At 64.0% G+C, this 23479-nt stretch carries 23 protein-coding genes; 14 read left to right on the top strand and 9 right to left on the bottom strand.

Features of this window, described 5'->3' with window-relative positions; translation table 11 throughout:
• Positions 1 to 2: 2 nt before the first annotated feature.
• The gene (locus ACSQ3E_RS19710) at positions 3 to 1187 is read right to left on the bottom strand and encodes an acetyl-CoA C-acetyltransferase (protein WP_436123988.1); all 1185 of its coding nucleotides are present in this window, start codon (positions 1185 to 1187) and stop codon (positions 3 to 5) included.
• Positions 1188 to 1481: 294 nt separating this feature from the next.
• Here ACSQ3E_RS19710 and phaR point away from each other — a divergent pair, with 294 nt between their 5' ends.
• Together phaR and ACSQ3E_RS19700 are read left to right on the top strand one after the other, a co-directional pair.
• A complete protein-coding gene (gene phaR / locus ACSQ3E_RS19705) occupies positions 1482 to 2087 on the top strand; it encodes a polyhydroxyalkanoate synthesis repressor PhaR (RefSeq protein WP_310320966.1) in 606 nt (201 codons plus the stop codon).
• A 380-nt stretch (positions 2088 to 2467) separates the two neighbouring features.
• Positions 2468 to 2896 carry a GlcG/HbpS family heme-binding protein gene (locus ACSQ3E_RS19700; protein ID WP_310320965.1) on the top strand — a complete coding sequence of 143 codons (429 nt, stop codon included), beginning with the start codon at positions 2468 to 2470 and terminating at the stop codon, positions 2894 to 2896.
• Between the two features lie 33 nt (positions 2897 to 2929).
• Here the strand turns inward: ACSQ3E_RS19700 and ACSQ3E_RS19695 are convergent, their stop codons facing one another.
• The 3 genes from ACSQ3E_RS19695 to mtgA form a co-directional block, all read right to left on the bottom strand.
• Positions 2930 to 3343, bottom strand: coding sequence for a hypothetical protein (locus ACSQ3E_RS19695; RefSeq protein ID WP_310320962.1), 414 nt, complete (start codon positions 3341 to 3343; stop codon positions 2930 to 2932).
• A gap of 171 nt (positions 3344 to 3514) precedes the next feature.
• On the bottom strand, positions 3515 to 3697 hold the full coding sequence (gene rpmF, locus ACSQ3E_RS19690) for a 50S ribosomal protein L32 (RefSeq protein WP_008834724.1): 183 nt from the start codon (positions 3695 to 3697) through the stop codon (positions 3515 to 3517).
• A gap of 154 nt (positions 3698 to 3851) precedes the next feature.
• Positions 3852 to 4562 carry a monofunctional biosynthetic peptidoglycan transglycosylase gene (gene mtgA, locus ACSQ3E_RS19685; RefSeq protein WP_436123987.1) on the bottom strand — a complete coding sequence of 237 codons (711 nt, stop codon included), beginning with the start codon at positions 4560 to 4562 and terminating at the stop codon, positions 3852 to 3854.
• A 128-nt stretch (positions 4563 to 4690) separates the two neighbouring features.
• Between mtgA and ACSQ3E_RS19680 the strand changes: the two genes are divergently transcribed.
• The 4 genes from ACSQ3E_RS19680 (at position 4691) to ACSQ3E_RS19665 (ending at position 8866) form a co-directional block, all read left to right on the top strand.
• Positions 4691 to 5608: a polyprenyl synthetase family protein gene (locus ACSQ3E_RS19680; protein ID WP_436123986.1), complete on the top strand. Its 918-nt coding sequence runs from the start codon at positions 4691 to 4693 to the stop codon at positions 5606 to 5608.
• 120 nt (positions 5609 to 5728) lie between these two features.
• A complete protein-coding gene (locus ACSQ3E_RS19675; RefSeq protein ID WP_436123985.1) occupies positions 5729 to 8062 on the top strand; it encodes a response regulator in 2334 nt (777 codons plus the stop codon).
• 142 nt (positions 8063 to 8204) lie between these two features.
• Entirely contained in the window at positions 8205 to 8390 is a 186-nt protein-coding gene (locus tag ACSQ3E_RS19670; RefSeq protein ID WP_436123984.1) for a hypothetical protein, read from the top strand.
• 2 nt (positions 8391 to 8392) lie between these two features.
• Entirely contained in the window at positions 8393 to 8866 is a 474-nt protein-coding gene (locus ACSQ3E_RS19665; RefSeq protein ID WP_436123983.1) for a PTS sugar transporter subunit IIA, read from the top strand.
• 11 nt (positions 8867 to 8877) lie between these two features.
• On the opposite strand, the gene ACSQ3E_RS19660 is transcribed toward ACSQ3E_RS19665, so the two are convergent.
• Positions 8878 to 9732: a lytic transglycosylase domain-containing protein gene (locus ACSQ3E_RS19660; protein ID WP_436123982.1), complete on the bottom strand. Its 855-nt coding sequence runs from the start codon at positions 9730 to 9732 to the stop codon at positions 8878 to 8880.
• Positions 9733 to 9734: 2 nt separating this feature from the next.
• Positions 9735 to 10985 (bottom strand): flavodoxin-dependent (E)-4-hydroxy-3-methylbut-2-enyl-diphosphate synthase, encoded by a 1251-nt coding sequence (ispG, locus tag ACSQ3E_RS19655; RefSeq protein WP_310320795.1) that lies wholly within the window; start codon positions 10983 to 10985, stop codon positions 9735 to 9737.
• 174 nt (positions 10986 to 11159) lie between these two features.
• On the opposite strand from ispG, the gene ACSQ3E_RS19650 reads away from it, so the two are divergent.
• The 6 genes from ACSQ3E_RS19650 (at position 11160) to ACSQ3E_RS19625 (ending at position 18655) form a co-directional block, all read left to right on the top strand.
• Positions 11160 to 11753 carry a hypothetical protein gene (locus tag ACSQ3E_RS19650; protein WP_436123981.1) on the top strand — a complete coding sequence of 198 codons (594 nt, stop codon included), beginning with the start codon at positions 11160 to 11162 and terminating at the stop codon, positions 11751 to 11753.
• 118 nt (positions 11754 to 11871) lie between these two features.
• Positions 11872 to 12654 (top strand): 3-hydroxybutyrate dehydrogenase, encoded by a 783-nt coding sequence (locus ACSQ3E_RS19645; protein ID WP_436123980.1) that lies wholly within the window; start codon positions 11872 to 11874, stop codon positions 12652 to 12654.
• 56 nt (positions 12655 to 12710) lie between these two features.
• On the top strand, positions 12711 to 13841 hold the full coding sequence (locus ACSQ3E_RS19640) for a patatin-like phospholipase family protein (protein ID WP_436123979.1): 1131 nt from the start codon (positions 12711 to 12713) through the stop codon (positions 13839 to 13841).
• 242 nt (positions 13842 to 14083) lie between these two features.
• Positions 14084 to 15217, top strand: a complete 1134-nt coding sequence (locus ACSQ3E_RS19635) for an efflux RND transporter periplasmic adaptor subunit (RefSeq protein WP_310320791.1) — start codon at positions 14084 to 14086, stop codon at positions 15215 to 15217.
• Positions 15218 to 15219: 2 nt separating this feature from the next.
• Positions 15220 to 18399, top strand: a complete 3180-nt coding sequence (locus ACSQ3E_RS19630; protein ID WP_436123978.1) for an efflux RND transporter permease subunit — start codon at positions 15220 to 15222, stop codon at positions 18397 to 18399.
• A gap of 97 nt (positions 18400 to 18496) precedes the next feature.
• Entirely contained in the window at positions 18497 to 18655 is a 159-nt protein-coding gene (locus ACSQ3E_RS19625; protein WP_214391653.1) for a DUF3309 family protein, read from the top strand.
• A gap of 19 nt (positions 18656 to 18674) precedes the next feature.
• On the opposite strand, the gene ACSQ3E_RS19620 is transcribed toward ACSQ3E_RS19625, so the two are convergent.
• On the bottom strand, positions 18675 to 19100 hold the full coding sequence (locus ACSQ3E_RS19620; RefSeq protein WP_436123977.1) for a hypothetical protein: 426 nt from the start codon (positions 19098 to 19100) through the stop codon (positions 18675 to 18677).
• A 60-nt stretch (positions 19101 to 19160) separates the two neighbouring features.
• Positions 19161 to 20117 (bottom strand): NmrA family NAD(P)-binding protein, encoded by a 957-nt coding sequence (locus ACSQ3E_RS19615; RefSeq protein ID WP_436123976.1) that lies wholly within the window; start codon positions 20115 to 20117, stop codon positions 19161 to 19163.
• 100 nt (positions 20118 to 20217) lie between these two features.
• On the opposite strand from ACSQ3E_RS19615, the gene ACSQ3E_RS19610 reads away from it, so the two are divergent.
• Complete coding sequence (locus ACSQ3E_RS19610) at positions 20218 to 21111, top strand: LysR family transcriptional regulator (protein ID WP_436123975.1); 894 nt, start codon at positions 20218 to 20220, stop codon at positions 21109 to 21111.
• On the opposite strand, the gene ACSQ3E_RS19605 is transcribed toward ACSQ3E_RS19610, so the two are convergent.
• Positions 21090 to 22280, bottom strand: coding sequence for an MFS transporter (locus tag ACSQ3E_RS19605; protein WP_436123974.1), 1191 nt, complete (start codon positions 22278 to 22280; stop codon positions 21090 to 21092). The genes ACSQ3E_RS19610 and ACSQ3E_RS19605 overlap by 22 nt on opposite strands.
• Before the next feature lie 368 nt (positions 22281 to 22648).
• Between ACSQ3E_RS19605 and ACSQ3E_RS19600 the strand changes: the two genes are divergently transcribed.
• Positions 22649 to 23473 (top strand): SH3 domain-containing protein, encoded by an 825-nt coding sequence (locus tag ACSQ3E_RS19600; RefSeq protein ID WP_436123973.1) that lies wholly within the window; start codon positions 22649 to 22651, stop codon positions 23471 to 23473.
• Positions 23474 to 23479: the final 6 nt, after the last annotated feature.

The raw sequence follows: 23479 nt of genomic DNA, 5'->3' as shown, positions 1-23479 counted from the left end.
ATTTACATCGCCTCGACACACATCGCGACGCCCATGCCGCCGCCGATGCACAGGGTCGCGAGACCCTTTTTCGCACTGCGTCGCCGCATCTCGTAAACCAGCGTGTTGAAGACGCGGGCGCCGGAAGCGCCGACCGGATGGCCGATGGCAATGGCGCCGCCGTTGACGTTGACGATAGATGGATCCCAGCCCATGTCCTTGTTGACCGCGCAGGCCTGGGCGGCGAAGGCTTCGTTGGCTTCTATGAGGTCGAGGTCGTTCACGGTCCAGCCGGCCTTCTCGAGCGCCTTGCGCGAAGCCGGGATCGGGCCGGTGCCCATGATCTGCGGATCGACGCCGGCAGTCGCCCAGGAGACGATGCGGACCAGCGGGGTGAGACCGCGGCGCACGGCCTCGGCTTCGGTCATCAGTACGACAGCGGCAGCGCCGTCGTTGATGCCCGAGGCGTTGCCGGCGGTGACGGAGCCTTCCTTGTCGAAGGCAGGGCGCAGCTTGGCGAGTGAATCGAGCGTCGCGCCGTGGCGGATGTATTCGTCCTGGTCGACGATGGTGTCGCCCTTCTTGCCCTTGATGGTGACCGGCACGATCTCGTCCTTGAACCGGCCAGCGACCTGGGCGGCCTCTGCCTTGTTCTGCGAGGCGACGGCGAACTGGTCCTGCTCGTCGCGGGTGAGCTGCCACTGGCGCGCCACGTTCTCGGCGGTGTTGCCCATGTGGTAGCCGTAGAAGGCGTCAGTCAGGCCGTCCTTGATCATCGTGTCGATCATCTTGAAGTCGCCCATCTTCACGCCACCGCGGAGATGCTGGCAGTGCGGCGCCATCGACATCGATTCCTGGCCGCCGGCGACGATGATCTTGGCGTCGCCCGTGGCGATCTGCTGCATGCCGATGGCAATGGTGCGCAGGCCCGAGCCGCACAGCTGGTTGAGGCCCCAGGCGGTTGCCTCCTGCGGCACGCCAGCAGCCATGGCGGCCTGGCGGGCCGGGTTCTGGCCGGCACCGGCGGCAAGGATCTGGCCGAGGATGACTTCGTCGACTTCCCTTGGGTCGACACCGGCGCGTGCCAGCGCCTCGCGGACCGCGACAGCGCCGAGTTCATGTGCCGGTGTGTTGGCGAAGGCACCGTTGAACGAGCCGACCGGCGTTCGGGCGGCGCTGGCGACGACGATGGAGGACGAGGCGGACATGTTTCTCTCCAGACTTCGTTTGACGAATGGTTGTTGCGCGTCGAGGACATTGGCGCTCATGACTTTTCTTGCCCGTTCCAGGAGCCGAGTCAAACCGGAAAATCAGCGGATTGCCGATGCTGCGGCCGCACTGCAGCAATGCTGCGCAGCAATTTTTTGCCGGCGTTGACCCGCCTTGCCTTCTTGCAGTGCACAAACCACTTGGATTTGCGATTGCTTTGCGCTTATCCTCGTGACCGGCGAAATGTTACCGGCTGCTTACATGGCATTCCGGTCTTCCGGGGGAGGATGCTGATGGCCGCAAAAGACACGCCAATCGTAATCAAGAAATACGCCAACCGCCGGCTCTACAACACCGGCACGAGTACTTACGTCACGCTCGAGGACCTGGCCGAAATGGTCAAGAAGGGCGAAGAGTTTACCGTGCAGGACGCCAAGACCGGCGAGGACATCACGCACCCGGTTTTGACCCAGATCATCTTCGAACTGGAGAACAAGGACGGCCAGAATATGCTGCCGATCCCGTTCCTCAGGCAGCTGATCTCCTATTACGGCGACCAGATGCAGATGGTCGTGCCAAGCTTCCTCGAACAGTCGATGCTGGCCTTCTCGAAGGAACAGGAACGTTTCCGCGAGCAGATGAAGGCGACCTTCGGCAAGGCGCCAATCGACATGATGAAGGGCGCAGCACCGATGAAGGCGCTGGAAGAACAGACGCGTCGCAACATGGAGCTGTTCCAGAACGCGATGCGCATGTTCACGCCGTTTCCGATGCCAGGCACTGGTGCCGCAGCACCCGCCGAGCCTGCGAAGAAAGAAGCGCCCGAAAAGCCGGATGAGCTCAAGGAACTCAAGGACCAGCTCGCCGCAATGCAGCGCAAGATCGATTCGATGGGGTGAGCACCCGGTCCGCCTTGGCGGATTGAAACGTCCGGTGGACGTTTCAAAGGGTGCGAACGCCGGGGAGCTGCCGCAGGCAGCGGGGGCCCGGCAGGGAATTTGCCAGTTTCCTTTCAGGCCGACGGTAAGCCAATTGCTTGGCTTTCCGAGCGTCGAACGCCCGGAGCGACAGCGAAGGGCCGGAGAACCTCGAACTTGGTGGCGAGCCAATCTTACGTGGCCAGGTGAGGCCGATCAGCAGGCAAGCCGACTTCGGCTGCAGGATAATCCCATCCGCCCCTACCCATTTGGACGAGAGATTTTCAACCTGACGCAGGGTTTTGCCCGGCGTCGGGAGGGTGTTTGCTAGACGCCCATCGATTTCATCAGGAGGACTGCACATGACCGAACTGACGCTGGCCAAGGCCAACGCCATCATTGAGACCGCCTTCGGTCTCGCCGCCGAGCAGAAGTTCAAGCCGCTGGGCGTCGCCGTGCTCGACGCCGGCGGCCACTTGCTGGCTTTCCAGCGCCAGGACGGCTCGCCCTTCATCCGCGCCGAGGTGGCGTCGGGCAAGGCCTATGGCGCGCTTGCCGTCGGCTCGAGCTCGCGTGCACTCGGCGTTGCCGCCGTCGAACGTCCGCATTTTTTCCAGGGCCTTTCGGCGGTATCGGGCGGCAAGATCGTGCCGGTGCCGGGCGGCGTGCTGATCCGCAACAAGAATGGCGACGTGCTCGGCGCGGTCGGCATTTCCGGCGATACCTCGGACAATGACGAACTGGCCGCCATGGCCGGCATCGAATCGGCCGGCTTCGTCGCCAAGGTCTGAACCACGAAGCGCGTTCCCTAAGGGAGCGCGCTTTTACTCGCGGCCGAAGGTGACGTCGCGGCTGGCGGAGCGGAGCGAAACCGAGAAGCCGGCAAGAACATCCAGCAATGCGATCACCATCAAGGTGAAGAACACCGGGTGCGCGGCGCCGCGCACCAGAAGAAACTCGACCAGGAACGCGACGAAGACGAAGGTCGACAGCAGATGGTCGACCACGGACGCGTTGCTGGTGCGCGTCGATTTCACGATCTCGACGAACAACAGCAGCAATCCGATGACCACCATCAGATTGCCCAGCGTCAGCGTGAACACGCCCCCCGACATCATGTTGAGCGACAGGATCTCGCCGGACCACGGGTCGCCGTTCACACCTGTGCCGAACAGGCCGGCAAGGCCGATGTTGTAGAGGATGAAGGGGATGATCAGAAGGGGAATGCCCGCGAGCATGGACCGGTCTCCGCTTTGCGCTGGCACCTTCTAGAATCCCCCGACGCCCGGGCGTCAAGAAAATTCAGCACCATCACCGGAACACGCAAAAAGAAAGGACCGGCAAGGCCGGTCCTTTCCCAATTCGCTCGCTGAGGTAAAGCTGCTTGGCTTCCCCCCGGGGAAAGCTGCTTAGCTTTCCTTCGGCGTCAGAACCTGGCGACCGCGGTACATGCCGGTCTTCAGGTCGATGTGGTGCGGACGGCGCATTTCGCCGGAATTCTTGTCCTCGACATAGGTCGGGGCCTTCAGCGCGTCAGCCGAGCGGCGCATGCCGCGCTTGGACGGGGAGGTTTTTCGTTTTGGAACAGCCATGGATATACTCCACCAATCGGTCAAATGACCCTGTCCGCCCTCGTGAAAGGGCCGCGCATGGGCCGGAAACTGAGAAAGTTGGCGAGCCTATACACGGCGAAAGCGGGCTTGACCAGCCCGAAGCGACTCTTTTTTCAGTCCTGCGACAGCTAACCTAGTTGAGGCACTGCACATAGGCGCCTGCCTTGGTGGCGCGGCGCTCGATGACCGATGCAAGGCGCCTGAGCCCGGCTCCCGGCTTGGCCGGATTGCGTGCCGCGGGATTGGGTAAGGTCACCGCCAGAAGAGCTGCCTGGCGCCGCGACAGCTGGCTGGCCGGCTTGCCGAAATAATGCTGCGATGCCGCCTCGACGCCGTAGATGTTGGGACCCCACTCGGCGATGTTGAGATAGATCTCCATGATCCGCCTTTTGGGCATCAGCGCGTCGAAATAGATCGCCAGCGGCAGCTCCAGCGCCTTCCTCAGGAACGAGCGGCCATTCCAGAGATAGAGGTTCTTCACCGTCTGCATCGGAATGGTCGAGGCGCCGCGCGTCGATTCTCCGTCGAGCGCGTCGCTGATGACGCCACGCAGCTCGCCCAGGTCGACACCCCTGTGGGTGCAGAACTGCCCGTCCTCCGACATGATGACGGAATGCGCCATGACGGGTGCGATGTCGTCGAGCGCCACCCACTGGCGGTCATAGCCCTGCAGCGTGATGACATCCTTGATCATCAGCGTCGAGATCGGGCGCACGACGGGAGGAAGGTAGAGGATGGTCAGAACCACCGGCAGCGCGATCATGAGCGCGGCGAGCAGCGCACCGAGCCGCACCCAGCGGCGCAGGCTTCCGCGCGAGAACATCCCGCGTCGCGCTGCTGCCATCTCCAGCCTTTCGGTTTCCGGCTCTATGATCGGTTCCGACAACCCGTCCGCCCTGCCTTGTCAGCCTTTTGGCATAAAGGCGCTTGGCTTCTTGCGCAACGTCTGACTGTCGGCTACCGCTCGCCGCCATGACGATCGATAGCGATATCATGTTCGAAACCTTCCTGCGCATGCGCGCCGAGGCCGTTGAAACGCAGCTGCGGCAGCTGCTCGGCGAAAGCCCCCTGCCCGGCGAGATCGCGCGGCCCGGGCATCTGATGGCTGCCATGCGCCATGGCGTGCTCAATGGCGGCAAGCGGCTGCGTCCGTTCCTCGTGCTGGAAAGTGCCGCCCTGTTCGAAGCCGATGGCGAGGCAGCCCTGCGCGTCGCAGCAGCGCTTGAATGCGTGCACTGCTATTCGTTGATCCATGACGACCTGCCGGCGATGGACGATGACGACCTGCGCCGCGGCCAGCCGACGGTGCACAAGGCCTTCGACGAGGCGACTGCGATCCTTGCCGGCGACGGCCTGTTGACCTTTGCCTTCGACATCATCGCCGACGAGGCGACGCCGCTGCCGGCGGATCGACGCGCAGCCCTTGTTTTGGCGCTCGCCCGCGCGTCCGGCCCCGGCGGCATGGTCGGCGGCCAGGCACTCGACCTCGACGCCGAACGCAACAAGCCCGACGAAACAGGCATCATCCGGTTGCAGGCGATGAAGACCGGCGCACTGATCCGCTTCGCCTGCGAGGCCGGCGCCATTGTCGGCGGCGCCTCGGCCGACGAGCGCGAAAGGCTGGCCGAGTTCGGTTCGGCGATCGGGCTCGCCTTCCAGCTTGCCGATGACCTGCTCGACCTCACAGCCGACGCCGAGACGATGGGCAAGGCCACCGGCAAGGACGCCGCCGCCGGCAAGGCGACACTGGTGTCGCTGCACGGCCCGAACTGGGCCCGTTCCCAGCTCGTCGGTCTGGTCAACCAGGCGCACGATCTGCTCGAGCCCTTCGGCGAACGCGCAATCATGCTCAAGGCTGCCGCAAGTTTCGTCGCCGAGCGCAACAGCTGACCTCTATTGTCGACCGGCAAGCAACAATCTCGCGGGCAAGTTGTGCGGGTCAGAAACTCTTAATGTTAATGGTGTCTATTCCGGCTCTGTAAAATTGTGCGTATGTGTTTGGGGTTGCGCATGCCGGAGCACTCGTCCTTCATCCGTTCGATACGGATCCGATACGTTTCGGGTCTCCTGATCTTCGCGCTGACATCCATCGTCGTCGTGCTGGCCTTCAGCCAGGGCAACACCTATCGCCGCGATGTCGATGCGATTGCCGCCGAGCTGCAGCTGTTTTCACGCGAGCTGCGCAACGCCAGCAGTTTCGCCGAGACGACAAATGGCACCTGGCGGCCGGAAACGCAGGAAGCGCTTGCTGCCGCCGCCCGCAACCACGCCGCCCGACTCGACGCCCGCATCGGCCACCTGACCAGCTCGATCGACACGGTACGGCCCAGCCTGTCCGACAAATCCGTGCGCGAACTCGACAGCGCTTCCGTCAATGGCGATCTGTTCTGGTCGGCCCGCGACATCACCCACAACCTCGAAGCATTGGCGAGCGCACAGACCGCCGACGAGTGGAGCTATCGCGAGATCCGCAACCAGAACGACCTGTTTGCCCAGCCGATGCTGCTGCGCGCCACCGCCGCCATGGAGAACGAGCGCCGCTACGCCGAGACCCGCAGCGACCGGCTGCTGACGACGGCAGGCGCATTGTTGATCCTGGTCATCGGCGGCGTCGCGGCATGGGTCTTCCGCCCGATGGAACACGCCATCCGCAAGGCATTTTCGGAAAGCGCCGAGTCGTTGTCGAAGGCGGAAGCCGCCGACCGCGCCAAATCGGAATTCCTCGCCAATATGAGCCACGAAATCCGAACGCCGATGAATGGCGTGCTCGGCATGGCCGAGCTTTTGGCGCGAACCGACCTGACGCCGCGCCAGAAGACCTTCACCGAAGTCATCGTGAAGTCGGGCAACGCGCTGCTGACGATCATCAACGACGTGCTCGACTTCTCCAAGATCAACGCCGGCCAGCTGACGCTCGATCCCGCCCCGTTCCATCTCGGCGAGGCGGTCGAGGATGTCGCGACACTGATCTCAGCCCGAGTCGCCGAAAAGAACCTCGAGCTCATCGTCCGCGTCGACCCCCGCCTGCCCACCCACGTGACCGGCGATGTCGGCCGCTTCCGCCAGATCATCACCAACATGCTTGGCAATGCGGTGAAATTCACGGAGCGCGGCCATGTGCTTGTCGACGTGACCGGCGAGACCGTCGATGGTACCGTGGCGCTCAGCATCCGCGTCGAGGACACCGGCATCGGCATCCCCTCAGACAAGCTGCAGAGCGTGTTCGAGAAGTTCGCCCAGGTCGACGGCAGCTCGACCCGCCGCCACGAAGGTACTGGCCTCGGCCTTGCCATCGCAGCCCGCCTCGTCGACCTGATGGGCGGCCGCATCGGTGTCGAAAGCGAGCTCGGCAAGGGCTCGGTGTTCTGGTTCACCGCCATGTTGCCTGTCTATGAAGCACAGCAGGCAAGCAGCGTCGTGCCGGTCGACGTCACCGGCGCGCGCGTGCTTGTCATCGACGACAACCCGGTCAACCGCGAAATCCTGATCGAACAGCTGAAGAGCTGGGGTTTTGACTGCGCCGCCGCCGAAAGCGGCGCCATCGGCCTCGCCTTCCTCGACCGCGCCGCCCAGCTCGGCGCCAGCGTCGACTGCGTCATCCTCGACTACCAGATGCCCGGCATGAACGGCGCCGACGTCGCCAAGGCGATCGCCGCCGACAGCCGTATCTTGTCAATCCCGGTGGTACTGCTGACCTCGGTCGACCAGATCGACTTCTCCCGCATGGTGCTCGATTTCGGCATCGCGGCACACCTGACCAAGCCGGCCCGCTCGGCGGTGCTGCTCGGCACGGTGATCGCCGCGGTGCAGAAGGCCCGTTCGCAGGCCGGCCGCACCGAATTCGTGCGCGAGCCTGTCCGCCACGCGCCGCCGCCGGCCTTCACCGTTATCCGCGGCCCTGCAGCTGCACCACTTGCCCATCCGGAGCCAGCGGCTCTGCAGAGCAACGGGCTCGATGTCCTGGTGGCCGAGGACAACGAGGTCAACCAGCTCGTCTTCGGCCAGATTCTGTCGGGCCTCGGCCTCAGCCACCGCATCGCCGGCAACGGCCGCACGGCGGTTGAGATGTACCGCACCTTCAAGCCGAAGCTGATCCTGATGGACATTTCGATGCCGGAGATGAACGGCTACGAGGCGACGCGCGCCATCCGCACGGAGGAAGCAGCCAATGGCAGCCGCACGCCAATCATCGGCGTGACGGCGCATGCGCTGAAGGGCGATCGCGAGAAATGCATTGATGCCGGCATGGACGATTACCTGCCCAAGCCGGTATCGCCCGACAAGCTCGGCGCCAAGATCGGCACCTGGCTGAGCGAGAGCGTCGAACTGGTGCAGTCGGCATAAGGGCCGCCGGGATCCCTACGACTTCTTTATTTCTTGGCAGTCCCGCCCGTCTCGAATCCTGATGCGGTGGCTTTTACCTTCCTGACGCGACCGGACGACGGCGACCTCGCCGCTCCGGCGCGAACAACAAGGAAGTAAAAAAATGCTTCGTACCCAGATGCCCGACCGGTTCGTCAGCGCACGGACCGCAGAGCCCACGCGCCGCGATGCCGCCAATGACAGCAAGCTGGTCAAGGGCCAGACCGAACCCTTCATGTTCACCCGCCTGTTCTTCGTGACCGGCGTGCTGCTGGGTGGCCTCGCTCTGGCCACCATGCTTTCAAGCTGACAATGGAAATCTCGGACGTGATTTCGGTCGAGGACGTGGTCCTCGACCTCCGGCCGGAGAGCAAGATGCGGCTGCTCAAAGCGCTTGCGGCCCGTGCGGCGCAGCGCACCGGCTGCCCGGCCGCCGAGATCAGTTCGGTGCTTGCAGCCAGGGAAAAGCTCGGATCGACCGGGCTTGGCCAGGGCGTCGCGATCCCTCATTCCAAGATGCGCGGACTGCAAAGGCCATATGGCGCGTTTGCGCGCCTCGCTGCGCCCTGTCCGTTCGAGGCCATCGACGACCGGGATGTCGATCTTGTCGTGCTGCTGTTGTTGCCAGAGACCTCGCCGCAGGAACATCTCAACGTGCTGGCCAAGATTGCGCGGCGGCTGCGTGACGTCGAAGTAGTGGCGCGCCTGCGCAAGGCCGACGATGCTGCAACGGCATATCGCCTGCTCACGGATCAACCGCCGCTCAAAAGCTCTGCTGCCGCTTGAACAGACCGGCTTCAGCGGTTCCTGACCACGATGCAGGAGCCGCCGATGCTGCGCAGACTCTGGCAGATCTGACCTGCCTCATTGCGATCATCGGCGCCGATGCGCACAGCATAGATGCCACGCCGACCGATGGGCGTGCGCACCCGGCTGACGACCGGTTCATGCGACGACAGCAGTTTCGGAAACCGTCCCTCGAGCCGCTGCCACTGCTTGATCGCTGCCGCACGGCGGAAGTTGCCGGCAACCTGAATGCCCCAGGGTTTCACATGCACACTGGCCATGGCGATGGTCTGGGACATGATGACCCGGAGATTCTGGCAGGCAGCAGCAAAGGACATCTTCGGATCGAGCGGCCGGTTCGTTCCGGCATGGGCCTTGTCGGCAAAGTTGTCGGCTGGCTCGCCCATGATGTCGAGCACATAGTCCTCGGTTTCGAGCGGCAGGAAGCCGCCTGACGAAAGCCAGCGGGCGACGCGGTTTTCGCCGGCATTGTAGGCGGCGGCAGCGAGACCGAGATTACCAAAGCCGGACTTGAGTTCGCCGAGATACCGGGCTGACGCCGGGATCGCCTGTTCCATGTCGAACGGATTGGCGAGACCGCGCATGGCGGCGGTGCCTGGCATGAACTGGGCGATGCCCTCGGCACCCGCCGGGCTCACCGCGTTCGGATCGAAGCGGCTTTCCTTCCAGATCAACCGGGCGAAGAACTCGCTGGGCAGACCGTGGCGCCGGGCATGGGTGTCGATGAGCTCGCAGACGCGCGCGGCATGGGCTTTTTTCGGCGACCGCGGCGGATCGGCCAGTGCAGGTACGCACATGGCCAGCGAAACGAGGAAAGCCAGAGCTGCCCTCGACAGGTTCCGCATCCTTATTCGGCTGCCGCCTGGCCGCGACCGAAACGCTGCTCAATATAGTCGGCGACCATCTTCTCGAAATCGGCGGCAATGGCAGGGCCGCGCAGCGTCGCCGCCTTCTTGCCGTCGATGAACACAGGGGCCGTCGGCGTCTCGCCGGTGCCGGGCAAGGAGATGCCGATGTCGGCATGCTTGGATTCGCCAGGGCCGTTGACGATGCAGCCCATCACCGCGACCTTGAGCATTTCGACGCCGGGATACTTCTCCCGCCAGACCGGCATGTTCTTGCGCAGATCGTCCTGGATGTTCTGGGCCAATTCCTGGAACACGGTCGAGGTGGTGCGGCCGCAGCCCGGGCACGCGGCGACAATCGGCACGAATTGGCGGAAGCCCATCGTCTGCAGCAGTTCCTGCGACACCTGGACCTCGCGAGTGCGGTCGCCATTGGGCTCCGGCGTCAGCGAAATGCGGATGGTGTCGCCGATGCCCTGCTGCAAAAGGATGCCCATGGCTGCCGACGAGGCAACGATGCCCTTCGAACCCATGCCGGCTTCGGTAAGGCCGAGATGCAGCGCGTGGTTGGAGCGCGCAGCGAGCATGGTGTAGACGGCGATCAGGTCCTGGACGCCGCTGACCTTGGCCGACAGGATGATGTTTTCGCGCGGCAGGCCGATCTCTTCGGCGAGATCCGCAGAGATCAGCGCCGACTGCACGATGGCCTCGTGCATCACCTGGCTGGCGGTGAGCGGCGAGCCGTTCGCCTGGTTCTCGTCCATCAGCCGGGTCAAAAGGTCCTGGTCGAGCGAGCCCCAGTTTACGCCGATGCGCACCGGCTTGTCGTAGCGGATCGCCATCTCGACGATGTCGGCGAACTGCTTGTCCTTCTTTTCCTTGAACCCGACATTGCCCGGATTGATGCGGTACTTGGCAAGCGCCTCGGCGCAGGCGGGATGGTCGGCAAGCAGCTTGTGGCCGATGTAATGGAAATCGCCGACCAAAGGCACGTTGATGCCTAGGCGGGCGAGACGGTCGCGGATATGCGGAACGGCGGCGGCACTCTCGTCACGGTCGACGGTGATGCGCACGATTTCGGAGCCGGCCCGATGAAGGGCTGCGACCTGGGCGACCGTCTTGTCGATGTCGGCCGTGTCGGTATTGGTCATCGACTGCACGACGACAGGCGCTTCGCCACCAACGACCACGCCGCCGACGCTGACGCCAACCGACTTGCGGCGGGGAAATGGGGACGAAAAATAGCCGGTCATCGGACGGCCTTCTTGAAGCTCGAGGTATCCGCGCCTGAGGTGGCGCGCGCTGCGCGCGATGTCAATATCGCAGGTGGTCGCGCCCGCCAAGGGCGGCGTTAACCTGGCTGCAAGCGGCGAGATGAACAACGACGCCCGATGCTGTAGTGTGGACTGATATCCATGGGGGATTTCATGGCAGCATCGCTCCGCAGTCCCGTCTTGCCGCTTGTCGCCCTGTCAGCGCTGCTAGTTTGCGCCGATGCCCGCGCCCAGGCAATCGAACCCGGCAAGGAAGGCGAACTCGCCAACTTCATCCCGCCCGAGGCCGGCGCCCGCGCGTGTTTCGGCCGCATCTACGACGAGGCGCATCTCAAGGCGCACCCGAAGCAGCAGGTGACGGAGATGCAGTTCCGGCTCGCCTACTACATCCATGATCCGGACGAATTCGCGCCGAAGGGCCAGCGCAACTACTATTTCGAAATCCTGGCCAGGCTGCGCGGCCACAAGCAGGCGAAGCCGCTGAGCGCGATGGGCGAATGCAGCCCCAGCGATGACGGCAAGTCGATCTTCTGCGGCGTCGATTGCGACGGCGGCGGCGTGATGGTCAAACGCAGCGGCGACGGCAAGATCATGGTCGATCTCGAGGCGCTCGGCCGGCTGCGCATGACATCGGATTGCGGCGAGGACGAAGACGGCGGGGTCGAGCTGTCGTCTGGTGCCGACGACAAGCGTTTCCTGCTGTCGAAGCTCCCCGTTTCAGAGTGCCCCTCCTACGACGACTGGTAGAAAAGAGCGGTCCTCACACCACAATTTCACGAAACTGTGCGACAGCGGTGCTTCTTTTGCGCCGCACAGCACGTATATGTTGCATTGCACCATAGAGATTCCCGAAGGATTTTCCTGCATGACCGCGACCAGGACCGCCATCGTCACCGGCTCGACTTCCGGCATCGGCCTCGCCATCGCCGAGGCTTTTGCCCGCGACGGCATGAACGTTGTCATCAACTCCTTCTCCGACACGCCGGCCGACCATGCCATCGCCGAGCGGCTGTCGAAGGAGCACAAGGCCGAGGTCGTCTACATCAAGGCCGACATGTCGAAAGCGGCGGAATGCCGGGCGCTGGTCGCCAAGGCCGCTGAAGAATTCGGTTCCGTCGAAATTCTCGTCAACAATGCCGGCATTCAGCATGTCGCCGCAGTCGAGGACTTCCCCGTCGAGAAGTGGGACGCGATCATCGCCATCAACTTGACCTCGGCGTTTCACACCACCGCGGCCGCGATCCCGCTGATGAAGAAGGCCGGTGGCGGCCGCATCATCAACATCGCTTCCGCCCATGGCCTCGTCGCCTCGGCCTACAAGTCGGCCTATGTCTCGGCCAAGCACGGCATCATGGGCCTGACCAAGACGGTGGCGCTGGAAGTCGCGCTCGACAAGATCACCTGCAACGCCATCTGCCCCGGCTATGTGCTGACCCCGCTGGTTGAAGCGCAGATCCCCGACCAGATGAAGGCGCACAACATGGACCGCGAGACGGTGATCCGCGAGGTCATGCTCGACCGCCAGCCGACCAAGGAGTTCGTCACCGTCGAGCAGATCGCGGCGACCGCTCTCTTCCTCGCCTCCCCGGCAGCAAGCCAGATCAACGGCACCCACATCTCGGTGGACGGCGGCTGGACGGCCCAGTGAGGCGCCGCCAGGCGGACAACCCCCCAGACACCCCAGACTCAAAGGACAATGACGCCATGACTGGAAACGGCAGGGCGGAGGAGAAGAAGTCGATCAACGTAGCGCTGCAGGGCGGAGGCTCGCACGGAGCCTTCTCCTGGGGCGTGCTCGACCGTCTGCTGGAGGACGGCCGGCTCGACATCAAGGCCATCTCGGGCACCAGCGCAGGCGCGATGAACGCCGTGGCGCTTGCCGACGGCTGGGTGCGCGGTGGCGCGGAAGGTGCGCGTGCCAAGCTTGCCGACTTCTGGCGGGCTGTGGCGCGAAAGGGCCGCTTCAGCCCGGTGCAGCGTTCGCCCTGGGATGTGCTGTGGGGCAACTGGTCGATCGAGAACACGCCCGGCTACATCTGGTTCGACACCATGTCGCGGGTGTTGTCGCCCTATGTCGCCAACCCGCTGAACCTCAACCCGCTGCGCGACGTCGTCGCCGAAGAGATCGACTTCGCCAATGTCCGTGCCTGCAAGGATATCGACCTGTTCATCTCGGCAACCAATGTCGAGACCGGCCAGTTGCGCGTGTTCAGCGACGGCGAGATCGACCTCGACACGGTGATGGCCTCGGCCTGCCTGCCGCAGATCTTCCAGGCCGTCGAGATCAACGGCGTGCCCTATTGGGATGGCGGTTATGGCGGCAATCCGGCGATCTACCCGTTCTTCAAGGCCAATGACACGGACGATGTCCTGCTCGTCCAGATCAACCCCGTCATCCGCGAACAGACGCCGAAGACGGCCAACGAGATCCAGAACCGCATCGACGAGATCACCTTCAACGCCGGGCTGCTGCGCGAATTCCGCGCCATCGCCTTCATCAAGGAACTGATCGCCGCCGGGCGCCTGCCGCATGGCGAATTCCGCGACATCCGCATGCACCGCATCGATGCCGACGAGGCTTTCAAGGATCTTTCGGCGTCGTCGAAGGTCAATGCCGAGTGGGCGTTCCTCGAATACTTGCGCGACCTTGGCCGCACTGCCGCCAGCGACTGGCTCGAAGACAACTTTGATTCGGTCGGCACCAAGGCGACACTCGACCTATCCGGGCAACTCGACGATGGCTTCAAGCCGCTGCACGGCCCCTCCGTCGGACGCCGCGTACGGGAGTTTCTGGCCACCAGAACCAAGCCGGCTGCCGCTCGCCATCACAACTAAACCGCGAAAATCCGGGGTTTTGGCGCGGCAACCGCAGCGTGCTGACATATCCTGCCAGTTTTGTCAGGATGATGTTTCCATTCTTTTTTATCACTATTTTGCGAACTACATTTGATGTAGAAGACGCCCTTCCGCCACTTTGCCCCCGCGGCGGATTGAATGCGGTATTGCGCGCCACCATATCGGGGCGACGCGCCAGGCAAGATGGCGGTAGCCGCAACCGTCCTTAACGGATAACGACAATGTCGAAGATTAGGTTCCATAAGCTTGCAGCCTTGGTCGTGCTCGTGGCATTCGCCGCGTGGATGGGCACTGGCGAATTCTCTTCGGTGGGCAGCGCTCAGACCCAACCCGACGAAAAACCTGCCCAGGCCGCCGAACAGCCCAAGGCGCCGCTGCGCACTGTCATGGTTGTCGCGCCCCCACGCGTCGAACACGCCCGCGCCATCCGCATTTCCGGCCAGACCGAAGCAGAAAAGCGCGCCACGCTTGCCACCCGTGCGGCCGGCATCATTGCCGAACTGCCGGTCAAGCAGGGCGACCACATCAAGCAGGGCGACCTGATCCTGATGCTCGACGCCGAGGAAAAGGCTGCCGCCGTCGAAACGTCCAAGGCCGTGCTGTCGCAGCGCAAGGCAGAATGGGAAGCAGCCCAGAAGCTGACCAAGGCGGGCTCTGCGGCCAAGCTGACTGGCGACATTGCCTGGTCCAACTATCAGACCGCCCAGTCGCAGCTCCAGGCATCCGAAGCCGAGCTGTCGCGCAACCAGGTCAAGGCACCGTTCAACGGCGTCGTCGACCGCGTCTCGGTGGAGCTCGGCTCCTCGGTCGCCCAGGGCGGTGAGGTTGCTACGATCCTCAGCCTCGACCCCATCCTCGCCAAGGGCGAGATCAGCGAGCGCGACCTGCGCTACGTCAAGATCGGCGACGAGGCCGATGTCAGCCTGATCAACGGCGAAGTCGTCAAGGGCACCGTCCGCTACATCAGCCGCGACGCCACGGCCAAGACCCGCACCTTCCCGATCGAGATCGCGGTCCCGAACAAGGACAACGCCATCCCGGCCGGCATGACCGCGGAAATCACCGTGCGCGCCAACCCGACCGACGCGGTGGTATTGCCACGTTCGGTGGTGACGCTGGGCAAGAACGGCGACCTCGGCATCCGCGCCATCGACGCGGCCTCGAAGGTGGTCTTCTATCCGATCGACCTGGTCGACGACACCCAGAAGGGTCTCGTGCTCGGCGGCATTCCCGCCGACGCCAAGGTCATCATCGCCGGCCAGGACCTGGTCAAGGAAGGCGACGAAGTGCAGGCCCAGGTCGCCGACGAGGCGGCTCTCAAGAAACTCGCTGAAAGCGCGGCCGGGACACAGTAACAATGGATATCGTCAAGCTTGCGATCCGCAATGCGCGACTGACTCTTTCGGTCCTGCTCTTCCTGGTCATCGCGGGGGCGCTTGCCTACCGCGCCGTGCCCAAGGAGGCCGAGCCCGACGTCGCCATTCCGATCATGTATGTCAGCCTGGTGTACAACGGCATTTCGCCCGAGGATGCCGAGCGCCTTCTGCTTCGTCCCGTCGAGTCCCAGCTCAAGAGCCTGAAGGGGCTCAAGGAGATGAAGTCGAACGCCTATCAGGGCGGCGCCAACGTCATCGTCGAGTTCGACCCGTCGGTCGACCTGGGCGACGCGCTGATCGACACACGCAACAAGGTTCAGGACGCCAAGCGCGACCTGCCCGCGGGCGTCGAGGAACCGACGGTCAACGAGGTCAACCTGTCCGAATTCCCGGTCGTGTTCATCACGCTGTCCGGCGACATTCCGGAACGCGCGCTGACCGCTGCCGCCAAGGACCTGCGCGACCGCATCGAAGAGGTGCCCGGTGTGCTCGAGGCCGAGATCCAGGGATCTCGCGACGAGCTCGTCGAGGCGATCGTCGATCCGGTGAAGCTGTCGTCTTATGGCCTGCAGCTAGACCAGCTCATCCAGGGCGTCGGCGCATCGAACAGCCTTGTCGCCGCCGGCACCATCGAGGGGGCGGAAGGCAAATACGCGGTCAAGGTGCCGTCGTTGATCGAAACGCCGGAGGATGTCGCAAACCTGCCCGTCGTGGCCGGCCCGAACGCCGTCGTCCGGGTTCGCGACGTCGCCACCGTGCGCTCGACCTTCAAGGACGCCGAGACGATCGCCCGCATCGACGGCCGGCCGGCGATCACGCTGGCGGTTAAGAAGCGCATCGGCGCCAACGTCGTCGAGACCATCGAGGGCTCGAAGAAGGTCGCCGAAGAGTTCGTGGCAAAGAGCAAGCAGGCGCTGCCCGACCTGCAGGTGACCTATACCCAGGACAAGTCGGTCTTCGTCAACCAGTTGCTGAACGACCTGCAGAACCACGTGATGATTGCCGTCATCCTGGTCTTCATCGTCATTCTCTACGCGCTCTCCGGGCGCGCCTCGATGCTTATCGGACTGGCGATTCCGTCGTCATTCCTGATCGGTATCCTGCTGCTTGCCCTGATGGGCTACACGATCAACATGATCGTGCTGTTTTCGCTCATCCTGGCGGTCGGCATGCTCGTCGACGATGCGATCATCGTCACCGAATATGCGGAACGGCGCATGTCGGAAGGCATGCCCAAGGAGCAGGCCTTCGAGGAAGCTGCCAAGCGCATGGCCGGACCGGTCATCGCCGCGACGCTGACCCGCATCGCCGCCTTCTCGCCCCTGCTGTTCTGGCCGGGCATCGTTGGCGACTTCATGAAGTACCTGCCGATCACGCTGATCGTCACCCTTGCCGCCTCGATGGCCTACGCACTGATCTTCGCGCCGGCAATCGGCGCCATCATCGGCAAGGCGCCGCTGCATGGCGAGGAAGAAAACCGCGACGGCCTCTACATGGCCATCGTCAAGAAGGCCGTGGTCTACCCGATCACCGCCATCATGCTGACCTTGCTGCTGCTTGGCGGCGGGTTGTATTCCTACGTGAAGTTCGGCAATGGCGTCGAGTTCTTCCCGTCGGTCGAGCCGGACTACGGCCTGCTCTACGTGCATGCCCGCGGCAACCTCTCGCTTGAAGAAATGGACGCGGCGACCCGCATCGCCGAGGACAGGATCATCGGCTGGCCCGGCATCAAGTCGGTGCTGACCAAGGTCGGCAAGACGCGCGGCGGCGAGGACGTTCCGGAAGACGTCGTCGGTGTCATCAACTACGAGTTCATCGACTGGCGCGAGCGCCAATCGGCGCACAAGATTCTCGAAGACTTGCGTGTCGCGATGGCTGGCATTCCAGGCGTCGATGTCGAAGTGCGCGTTCCGGACGCTGGTCCGCCGACCGGCAAGGCCATCCAGGTCCAGCTTTCGGCGACCGATCCGACCGGGCTCAACGACTATGCCAAGGTGGTGGCTGCGGCCGTTGCCAAGGTCCCCGGCGTCATCGACCTCTCCGACGGCCTGCCGCCTCCTGGCGTCGACTGGGCGCTTGAGGTCGATCGCTCCAGGGCCGCGCAGTTCGGCGTCAGCCCGACGTCGGTCGGAACCGTTGTTCAGCTCGTGACCACGGGCCTGAAACTGACCGACTATCGCCCGGCGGGCACCGATGACGCCGTGGACATTCGGCTGCGCCTGCCTGAAGACCGCCGCACACTGTCGGCGCTCGACGAGCTGCGCATCGAAACGGCGCAAGGTTCCGTGCCGATCTCGAACTTCGTCTCGCGCAAACCGGAGCCGACCGCTGGCGTGCTGAAGCGCATCGACAGCAAGCGCACCATCACCATCCAGGCCAATGTGGCTGGCGGGTTCCAGGTCGCTGAAGTGCAGGCAGCGGTGGCCAAGGCCGTCGGCGAAATCGCCAAGCCTGGCGTCGACTGGAAACTCGCCGGTTCGAACGAAGACAGCGCCGAGGCAGCAGCCTTCCTCAGCAATGCCTTCGGTGCCGCGATCTTCCTGATCTTCATCGTGCTGTTGGCGCAGTTCAACAAGTTCACCAGCGTGCTTCTGGTGTTGTCCTGCGTTGTCATGGCGGTGATCGGCGCGCTGCTCGGCATGCTCTTGACCGGCCAGACCTTCGTCATCGTCATGTCGGGCATTGGCTTCATCGCACTGGCCGGCGTGGTGGTGAACAACAACATCGTGCTGATCGACACCTATGACCGGCTGCGCGATGAAGGTTGGAACAAGCTCGACGCGGTGCTGCAGACCTGCCGCGAACGTGCGCGTCCGGTGGTGCTGACCGCGCTGTCGGCCATCCTTGGCGTTATGCCGATCGCCTTCGGCCTCGGCCTGGAGATCTTCCACCACGAGACGACGATCAACGCACCGTCGACGCAGTGGTGGATTGCCCTCTCCTCGGCGATCGTCTTCGGCCTGTCGTTCGCCACCGTGCTGACGCTGGTGGTGACGCCTGCGATGCTGATGGTGTTCACGCGCGACAAGCGCAAGCCCGGCCAGCGTGGCTGGCTCAGCAGGCTTTTCCGCTTTGGCAGGAAGGACAAGCCCGTGGCCGGCGCGACGACGCCAACCGGTGCCGACGAACCCGCGGTCGCCTTCCCCAAGGCTGCGGAATAGCCTGACCTAGCAAGAGTGTATGAAGGCCGCCCAGGAACAACCGGGCGGCCTTTTGCGTTGCTGCCTCGATGAAACACAAGAATCCGAGGCAAAAACAATGACGATTTCAACGCTGCTCATCATCATCCTGATCCTCATCCTGCTCGGCGCCGTCCCCGCCTGGCCGCACTCGCGCGGATGGGGATACGGCCCATCGGGTATCGTCGGCATCCTGCTGGTGGTGCTGCTCGTGTTGATGCTGATGGGCAGGGTCTGACCGTCGCCAGGCGCAGGCGCTATGGCGACCGGAGCAAGCCTGCGCAGGTCGCCAGTCCCTTGCGATAATCGCGCTGGGCGGGGATTTCGGGCACCGTCACGCCGGTCCGCAATGCATGCTGGATATCCGTGACATAGGCATTGAAGTCGGACGACGCCTCGAGGCAGACCGTGTACTTCCGGTATGGATTGTCGGTGCCACCCGCCTCCATGGCCTTGAGGGTCCAGGCCCTTTCGCCCTTCGAGCTTGGCACGTAGACGAGCCGCTCAATGTCGGCTGCCGTCTGGGTGGCGTCATCCACCTTCTCGATCAGGCTTTCGAGCACTGCCGACCGGGCCGAGATCGTGTCGTGAAGGTCCCGACTGTCGGCGAGCGCATCGGCCAGGGTCGGCGCAGCCGCAAGCTGCGCTGCGATCATCATGGCGATGCCGGTCAATACAGTCATCCTATGCCCTCCAGACGGCGACTATCTCATGCGTAGCCACTGTCTGGAAGGCGAAAGGCCTCAGGCGGCAGCCTTTAGCCTGGAGGGGAGCAGGTCGAGGTCGCCGAGCGCACCCCTCACCGCCTCATCGAGCGGCGTGTGCGGGATCTCACCCAACACCGCTTCCAGCCGCGTCGAGACAAGCCTGTGTGGCTCGAAGCGCAGATAGGACATCGACACGATCGCCTTCCACATTGGCACGAACGGGCTGCCGGCGCGCAGCACCCACCACGGCATGCTGGCAAACTTGAGCTTGCGGCCCATCACCCGCTCCACCGCCGCCTTGATCTCGAGGTCGGTCAGGGAATGGCCCGGGAGGTTGAAGCTCTCGTAGGCGCCTAGATCCTCCCGCCTTTCGGCCAGCGCCACGAATGTCCTGGCGAGATCGGGCAGATAGGCCCAGGCGTGCACCAGCTCGACAGGTCCCGGCGCGGTGTAGACGCCCTTGGTAACCTTGGAAGCAATCACCAGGTCGAACCAGGAACCAGTGCCCTTGCCGCCGAAGAAATCGCCGGCCCGCAGAAGGACCGTGCGCACCCGGCCGGCATCAGCCTCGCGCCGGTAAAGCTGCTCCTGCTCCGCCCGGATGCGGCCCTTCTCGGTCGTCGGGTGTTGCGGCGTGTCCTCCGAGATGACAGCGGGCATCGGCGAGCCGAAATTGTAGACGGTGCCGGCAACCATGTGCAGCGCGCCGCTAGCGTGGCACGCCGCCATGACATTTTCGGCCATCGGCAGCACCGAGCTCCAATCGGAGTAGACCGGGCTCAGCCCGTTGAAGACGATGTCCATGCCGCTGGTGGCGGCGACAAGCGACTGCCGGTCGAGCGCGTCGGCAGCGTACGCCTCCGCACCTTGCAGCTCCGCGGGCAGCTTGCCGTCGCGGGTAATGGCCCTCACCTCGTATCCCGCATCGAGAAAGGCCTTGGCAACAGCGCGGCCAAGCCGGCCGCGGGCACCCAATATTGCGATCTTGGTCATGTCGGTCACTCCAGTTGCGTTGTTGTGTGACCGCAATGTCGTTCATTCATTTCGGGAAATAAATTGACTGAAGATGGCGTCATGATATTCAATTTTGAATATGCCTGAGATTGATTGGAATCTGATCCGCAGCTTCGTCGCGGTCGCCGAAACCGGCAGCTTGTCGGCCGCGGCGCGCAGCCTGGGCTCCAGCCAGCCGACCCTCGGCCGCCATATAGCCGAGCTCGAACAGGCGCTTGATGTCACGCTGTTCCGGCGCGGCCGCCAGGGCTATGTGCTGACCGAGGCCGGCAGCCTGCTGTTCGAGCGGGGCCGCGCCGTCAGCGAACAGGCGACATCCTTCGCACGGCTCGCCCTGGGCGCGGTGGAAGCGATCGAAGGCACGGTCCGCATCGCGGCGAGTGAAATGGTGGCTGCCCACGTCCTGCCCGCCATGCTGGCCCGTCTTGGACTGGAGGAGCCCGGCATAGAGGTCGAGGTCGTCGCGTCGAACCAGGTCGAGAACCTTCTGCGTCGCGACGCCGACATCGCGATCCGCATGGTGCAGCCGGCCCAGAACGAGCTGGTGGCCCGCAAGGTCACCGACATCGCGCTACGGATGTGCGCGACGTCGACTTATCTCGATCGGCGTGGCCGCCCGGAGCGGCCAGAGGATCTGCAGCAGCATGACCTGATCGGGTTCGACCGCAGCGACGAGATGATCCGCGGCCTCGAACGGTTCTATCCGGAGATGACGCGGCATGCCTTTCGCTTCCGCTCCGACAACCACATCGTGCTCTGGGAGGCCGTGCGGGCCGGCAACGGCATTGGCGTTGCCCAGCTGCCGCTGATCCGGCGCGAGCCCGGACTGGAGGTCGTCCTGCCAGACCTGACGCTGCCTGTGCTGCCGGTATGGCTCGCCATGCATCGCGACGTGCGCGCAAGCGTACGCATCCGCCGCGTCGCTGATTTCCTGAACGACGAGCTGAAGCGCTATTCCGCCGGCGCCGTTTGAGCCACGGCCCTGAAGTCGGCATGGCGGGCGAGCCCGGCCATCACGGACACCACGACCAGCAACCCGGACAAGGTGACGAAAACAGGCGCGAAGCCGGTATGGCCGGCAACGAAGCCGATCGCCGACGGCGCCACCAGGATACCCGAATAGCCCATCGTGGTGACGACGCTCATGCCGATGTTCGGCACCACGCCGGGCTGGTTGCCGGCGGCGGAAAAGGCAATCGGCACCATGTTGGCGACGCCCAGTCCGCACATGGCGAAGGCGGCGATGGCGATCCAGGGATTGGGCGCGAGGCCTGCAGCCAGCATGCCGGCAGCGGCGACCAGCGCCGAGACGCGCAGCGTGTTGACCGCACCGAAGCGGTTGCGCACACCGTCGCCCAGGAACCGCATCAGCGCCATGATGCCGGAGAAGGCGGCAAAGGCGAAGCCGGCGGTGGCGATGTCGGCGCCGAGTTCCTGCTTGAGGTAGAGTGCAGCCCAGTCGAGCACGGCACCTTCCGGGATCATCGAAAACAGCGCCATGAGGCCGACAAGATAGATCGCCGCCAGGCGCGGCATGCGGAAATGCCGGTGTTCATGCGCCACCGGCTTGTCCTCGATCAGGTAGCGCAGGGCAAAGGCAGTCATGGCGGCTGCGATGACCGTGACGAACAGCGCGTGCGGCAGATGCCCGAACTGCTGGATGATGATGCCGCCAAGCCCGCCGCCGACGAAACCGCCAAGGCTCCAGAATCCGTGCGACGACGACATGATGGCACGCGACAGCCGCTTTTCCACGGCGACCGCATTGGCATTCATGGCGACATCCATGGCACCTGCCGTGGCGCCGAAGATGTACATCGTCACCGCCGTCAGCCAGACATTGGGCGCCAGCGCCACCAGCAGTAATGCGAAGACCAGAATCCAGGCGAAGCCGATGACAACAGGGCGCGAACCGCGCTTGGTCATCAGGTAGCCAGAGAAAGGCATTGCCGTCAGCGCGCCAATGCCGAAGCCAAGGATCAGCAGGCCAAGCACGAACTCGCTGATGCCAAGCCGGGTGACCAGCAGCGGGATCTGCGGCGCCCAGCTTCCGGTCATGAAGCCGTTCATGAAGAATGCAGCCGCAACAGCCCATCGGGCCGATGCGTTGGCGGATGTCGGGGTGGCATCTTTGGTGCTCATCGGGCGCAACTCCTAACATAGCTGCCGGGCAGCTGAAATCGATTTCAACCTGCCGTGATCGCCGGATTCAAAAAGTGACCGCCATCCTTTGGAACGGCGGTGGCTTATAACTGCAGTACATTTTTAAATCGATTGAATCGCTCGTCAAGACGACTCTCGCGACAAGCATTGGGCCAGAACGGTAACAAAGGTTAACGATTGCCCGAATTCCGTCGAATAGCTGGGCTAGCTCAGAAGCCTAGAAACTGCGGCGGGACGGGCAACACACTCCACGTTCGCAATCGTTTCGATGCATTGCATGCCAAATCGGGCTGGGGGGTCGGCTTTCGGCATTGTCGCCGGGTTGAGCCAGTGTGGAGTCTTGTACCATGAATACCCCCGCCTTCCGGCTTGCCGGGATATCAAGCGGCATCGCCGCCCGCCTGCCTCGGCTGCATCTGTCGAAGCTCGAAATCGGCTTGCTTGGCGCAGCAGCGGCGCTGGCAGTCGCCATCGTCGCCTTCGGGTTCACCGGAAGCGACCAGCCCGACCCGATAGAGACCGCGGCCGTCCTGCCGCCGCGCCTCGAAACCAAGGCTGTTGGCACGGAAATTCCCGCAGAGGCAGCCAAGCCGATCGCAACGGCTACCGTTCAAGGGGCAGCCGCTACGGCTGCGGCGCCAGCGCCTACGCCGCTCCTGGCGGCACCGGCCTCAGCGCCCGCAACGGGCCACTTCGAAAGGCCCGTGCCGCCTGCAGCCACCGGCCCGGACGAGCGCGGCGAGACCACCGCAACGCCATTTCCCTTTGCGACAGCCGACGAGGCGCCTGATCCGGCTCGGACTACGGCGATCGCGACGGAAGGCTTGCGTGGCTCGATAGACGTCCAGGTGGCGGAGACCGAGACAGAAGTGGCGATGCTCGAGCAGCAGACCGGCATGATCGACGACGCGACCGGCGATACCACCCAGGCGACAGCCGGCCCGCTGCCGGACCTGCGCCCAGCAAAGGTGGTCAAATACGCCAACCTGCGCGACGGACCGGCTGACGAAGCCAAGGTGATCGTCGTCGTTCCGGCCAATGCCGAGATCGAAGCCGAAGTCGACTGCAACTGGTGCACGGTCGTCTACAAGGGCCAGCGCGGCTACATGTACAAGAACCTGATCCGCCGCACCGTGGCGGAAGAAGCAAAGGCAGGCCAAGGCCTGTTCTAGGCCTGG

Source organism: Aminobacter sp. LjRoot7, from assembly GCF_964252895.1.
Classification (GTDB): Bacteria; Pseudomonadota; Alphaproteobacteria; order Rhizobiales; family Rhizobiaceae; genus Aminobacter; species Aminobacter aminovorans_B.
This window is presented reverse-complemented; position numbering and strand designations above follow the sequence as displayed.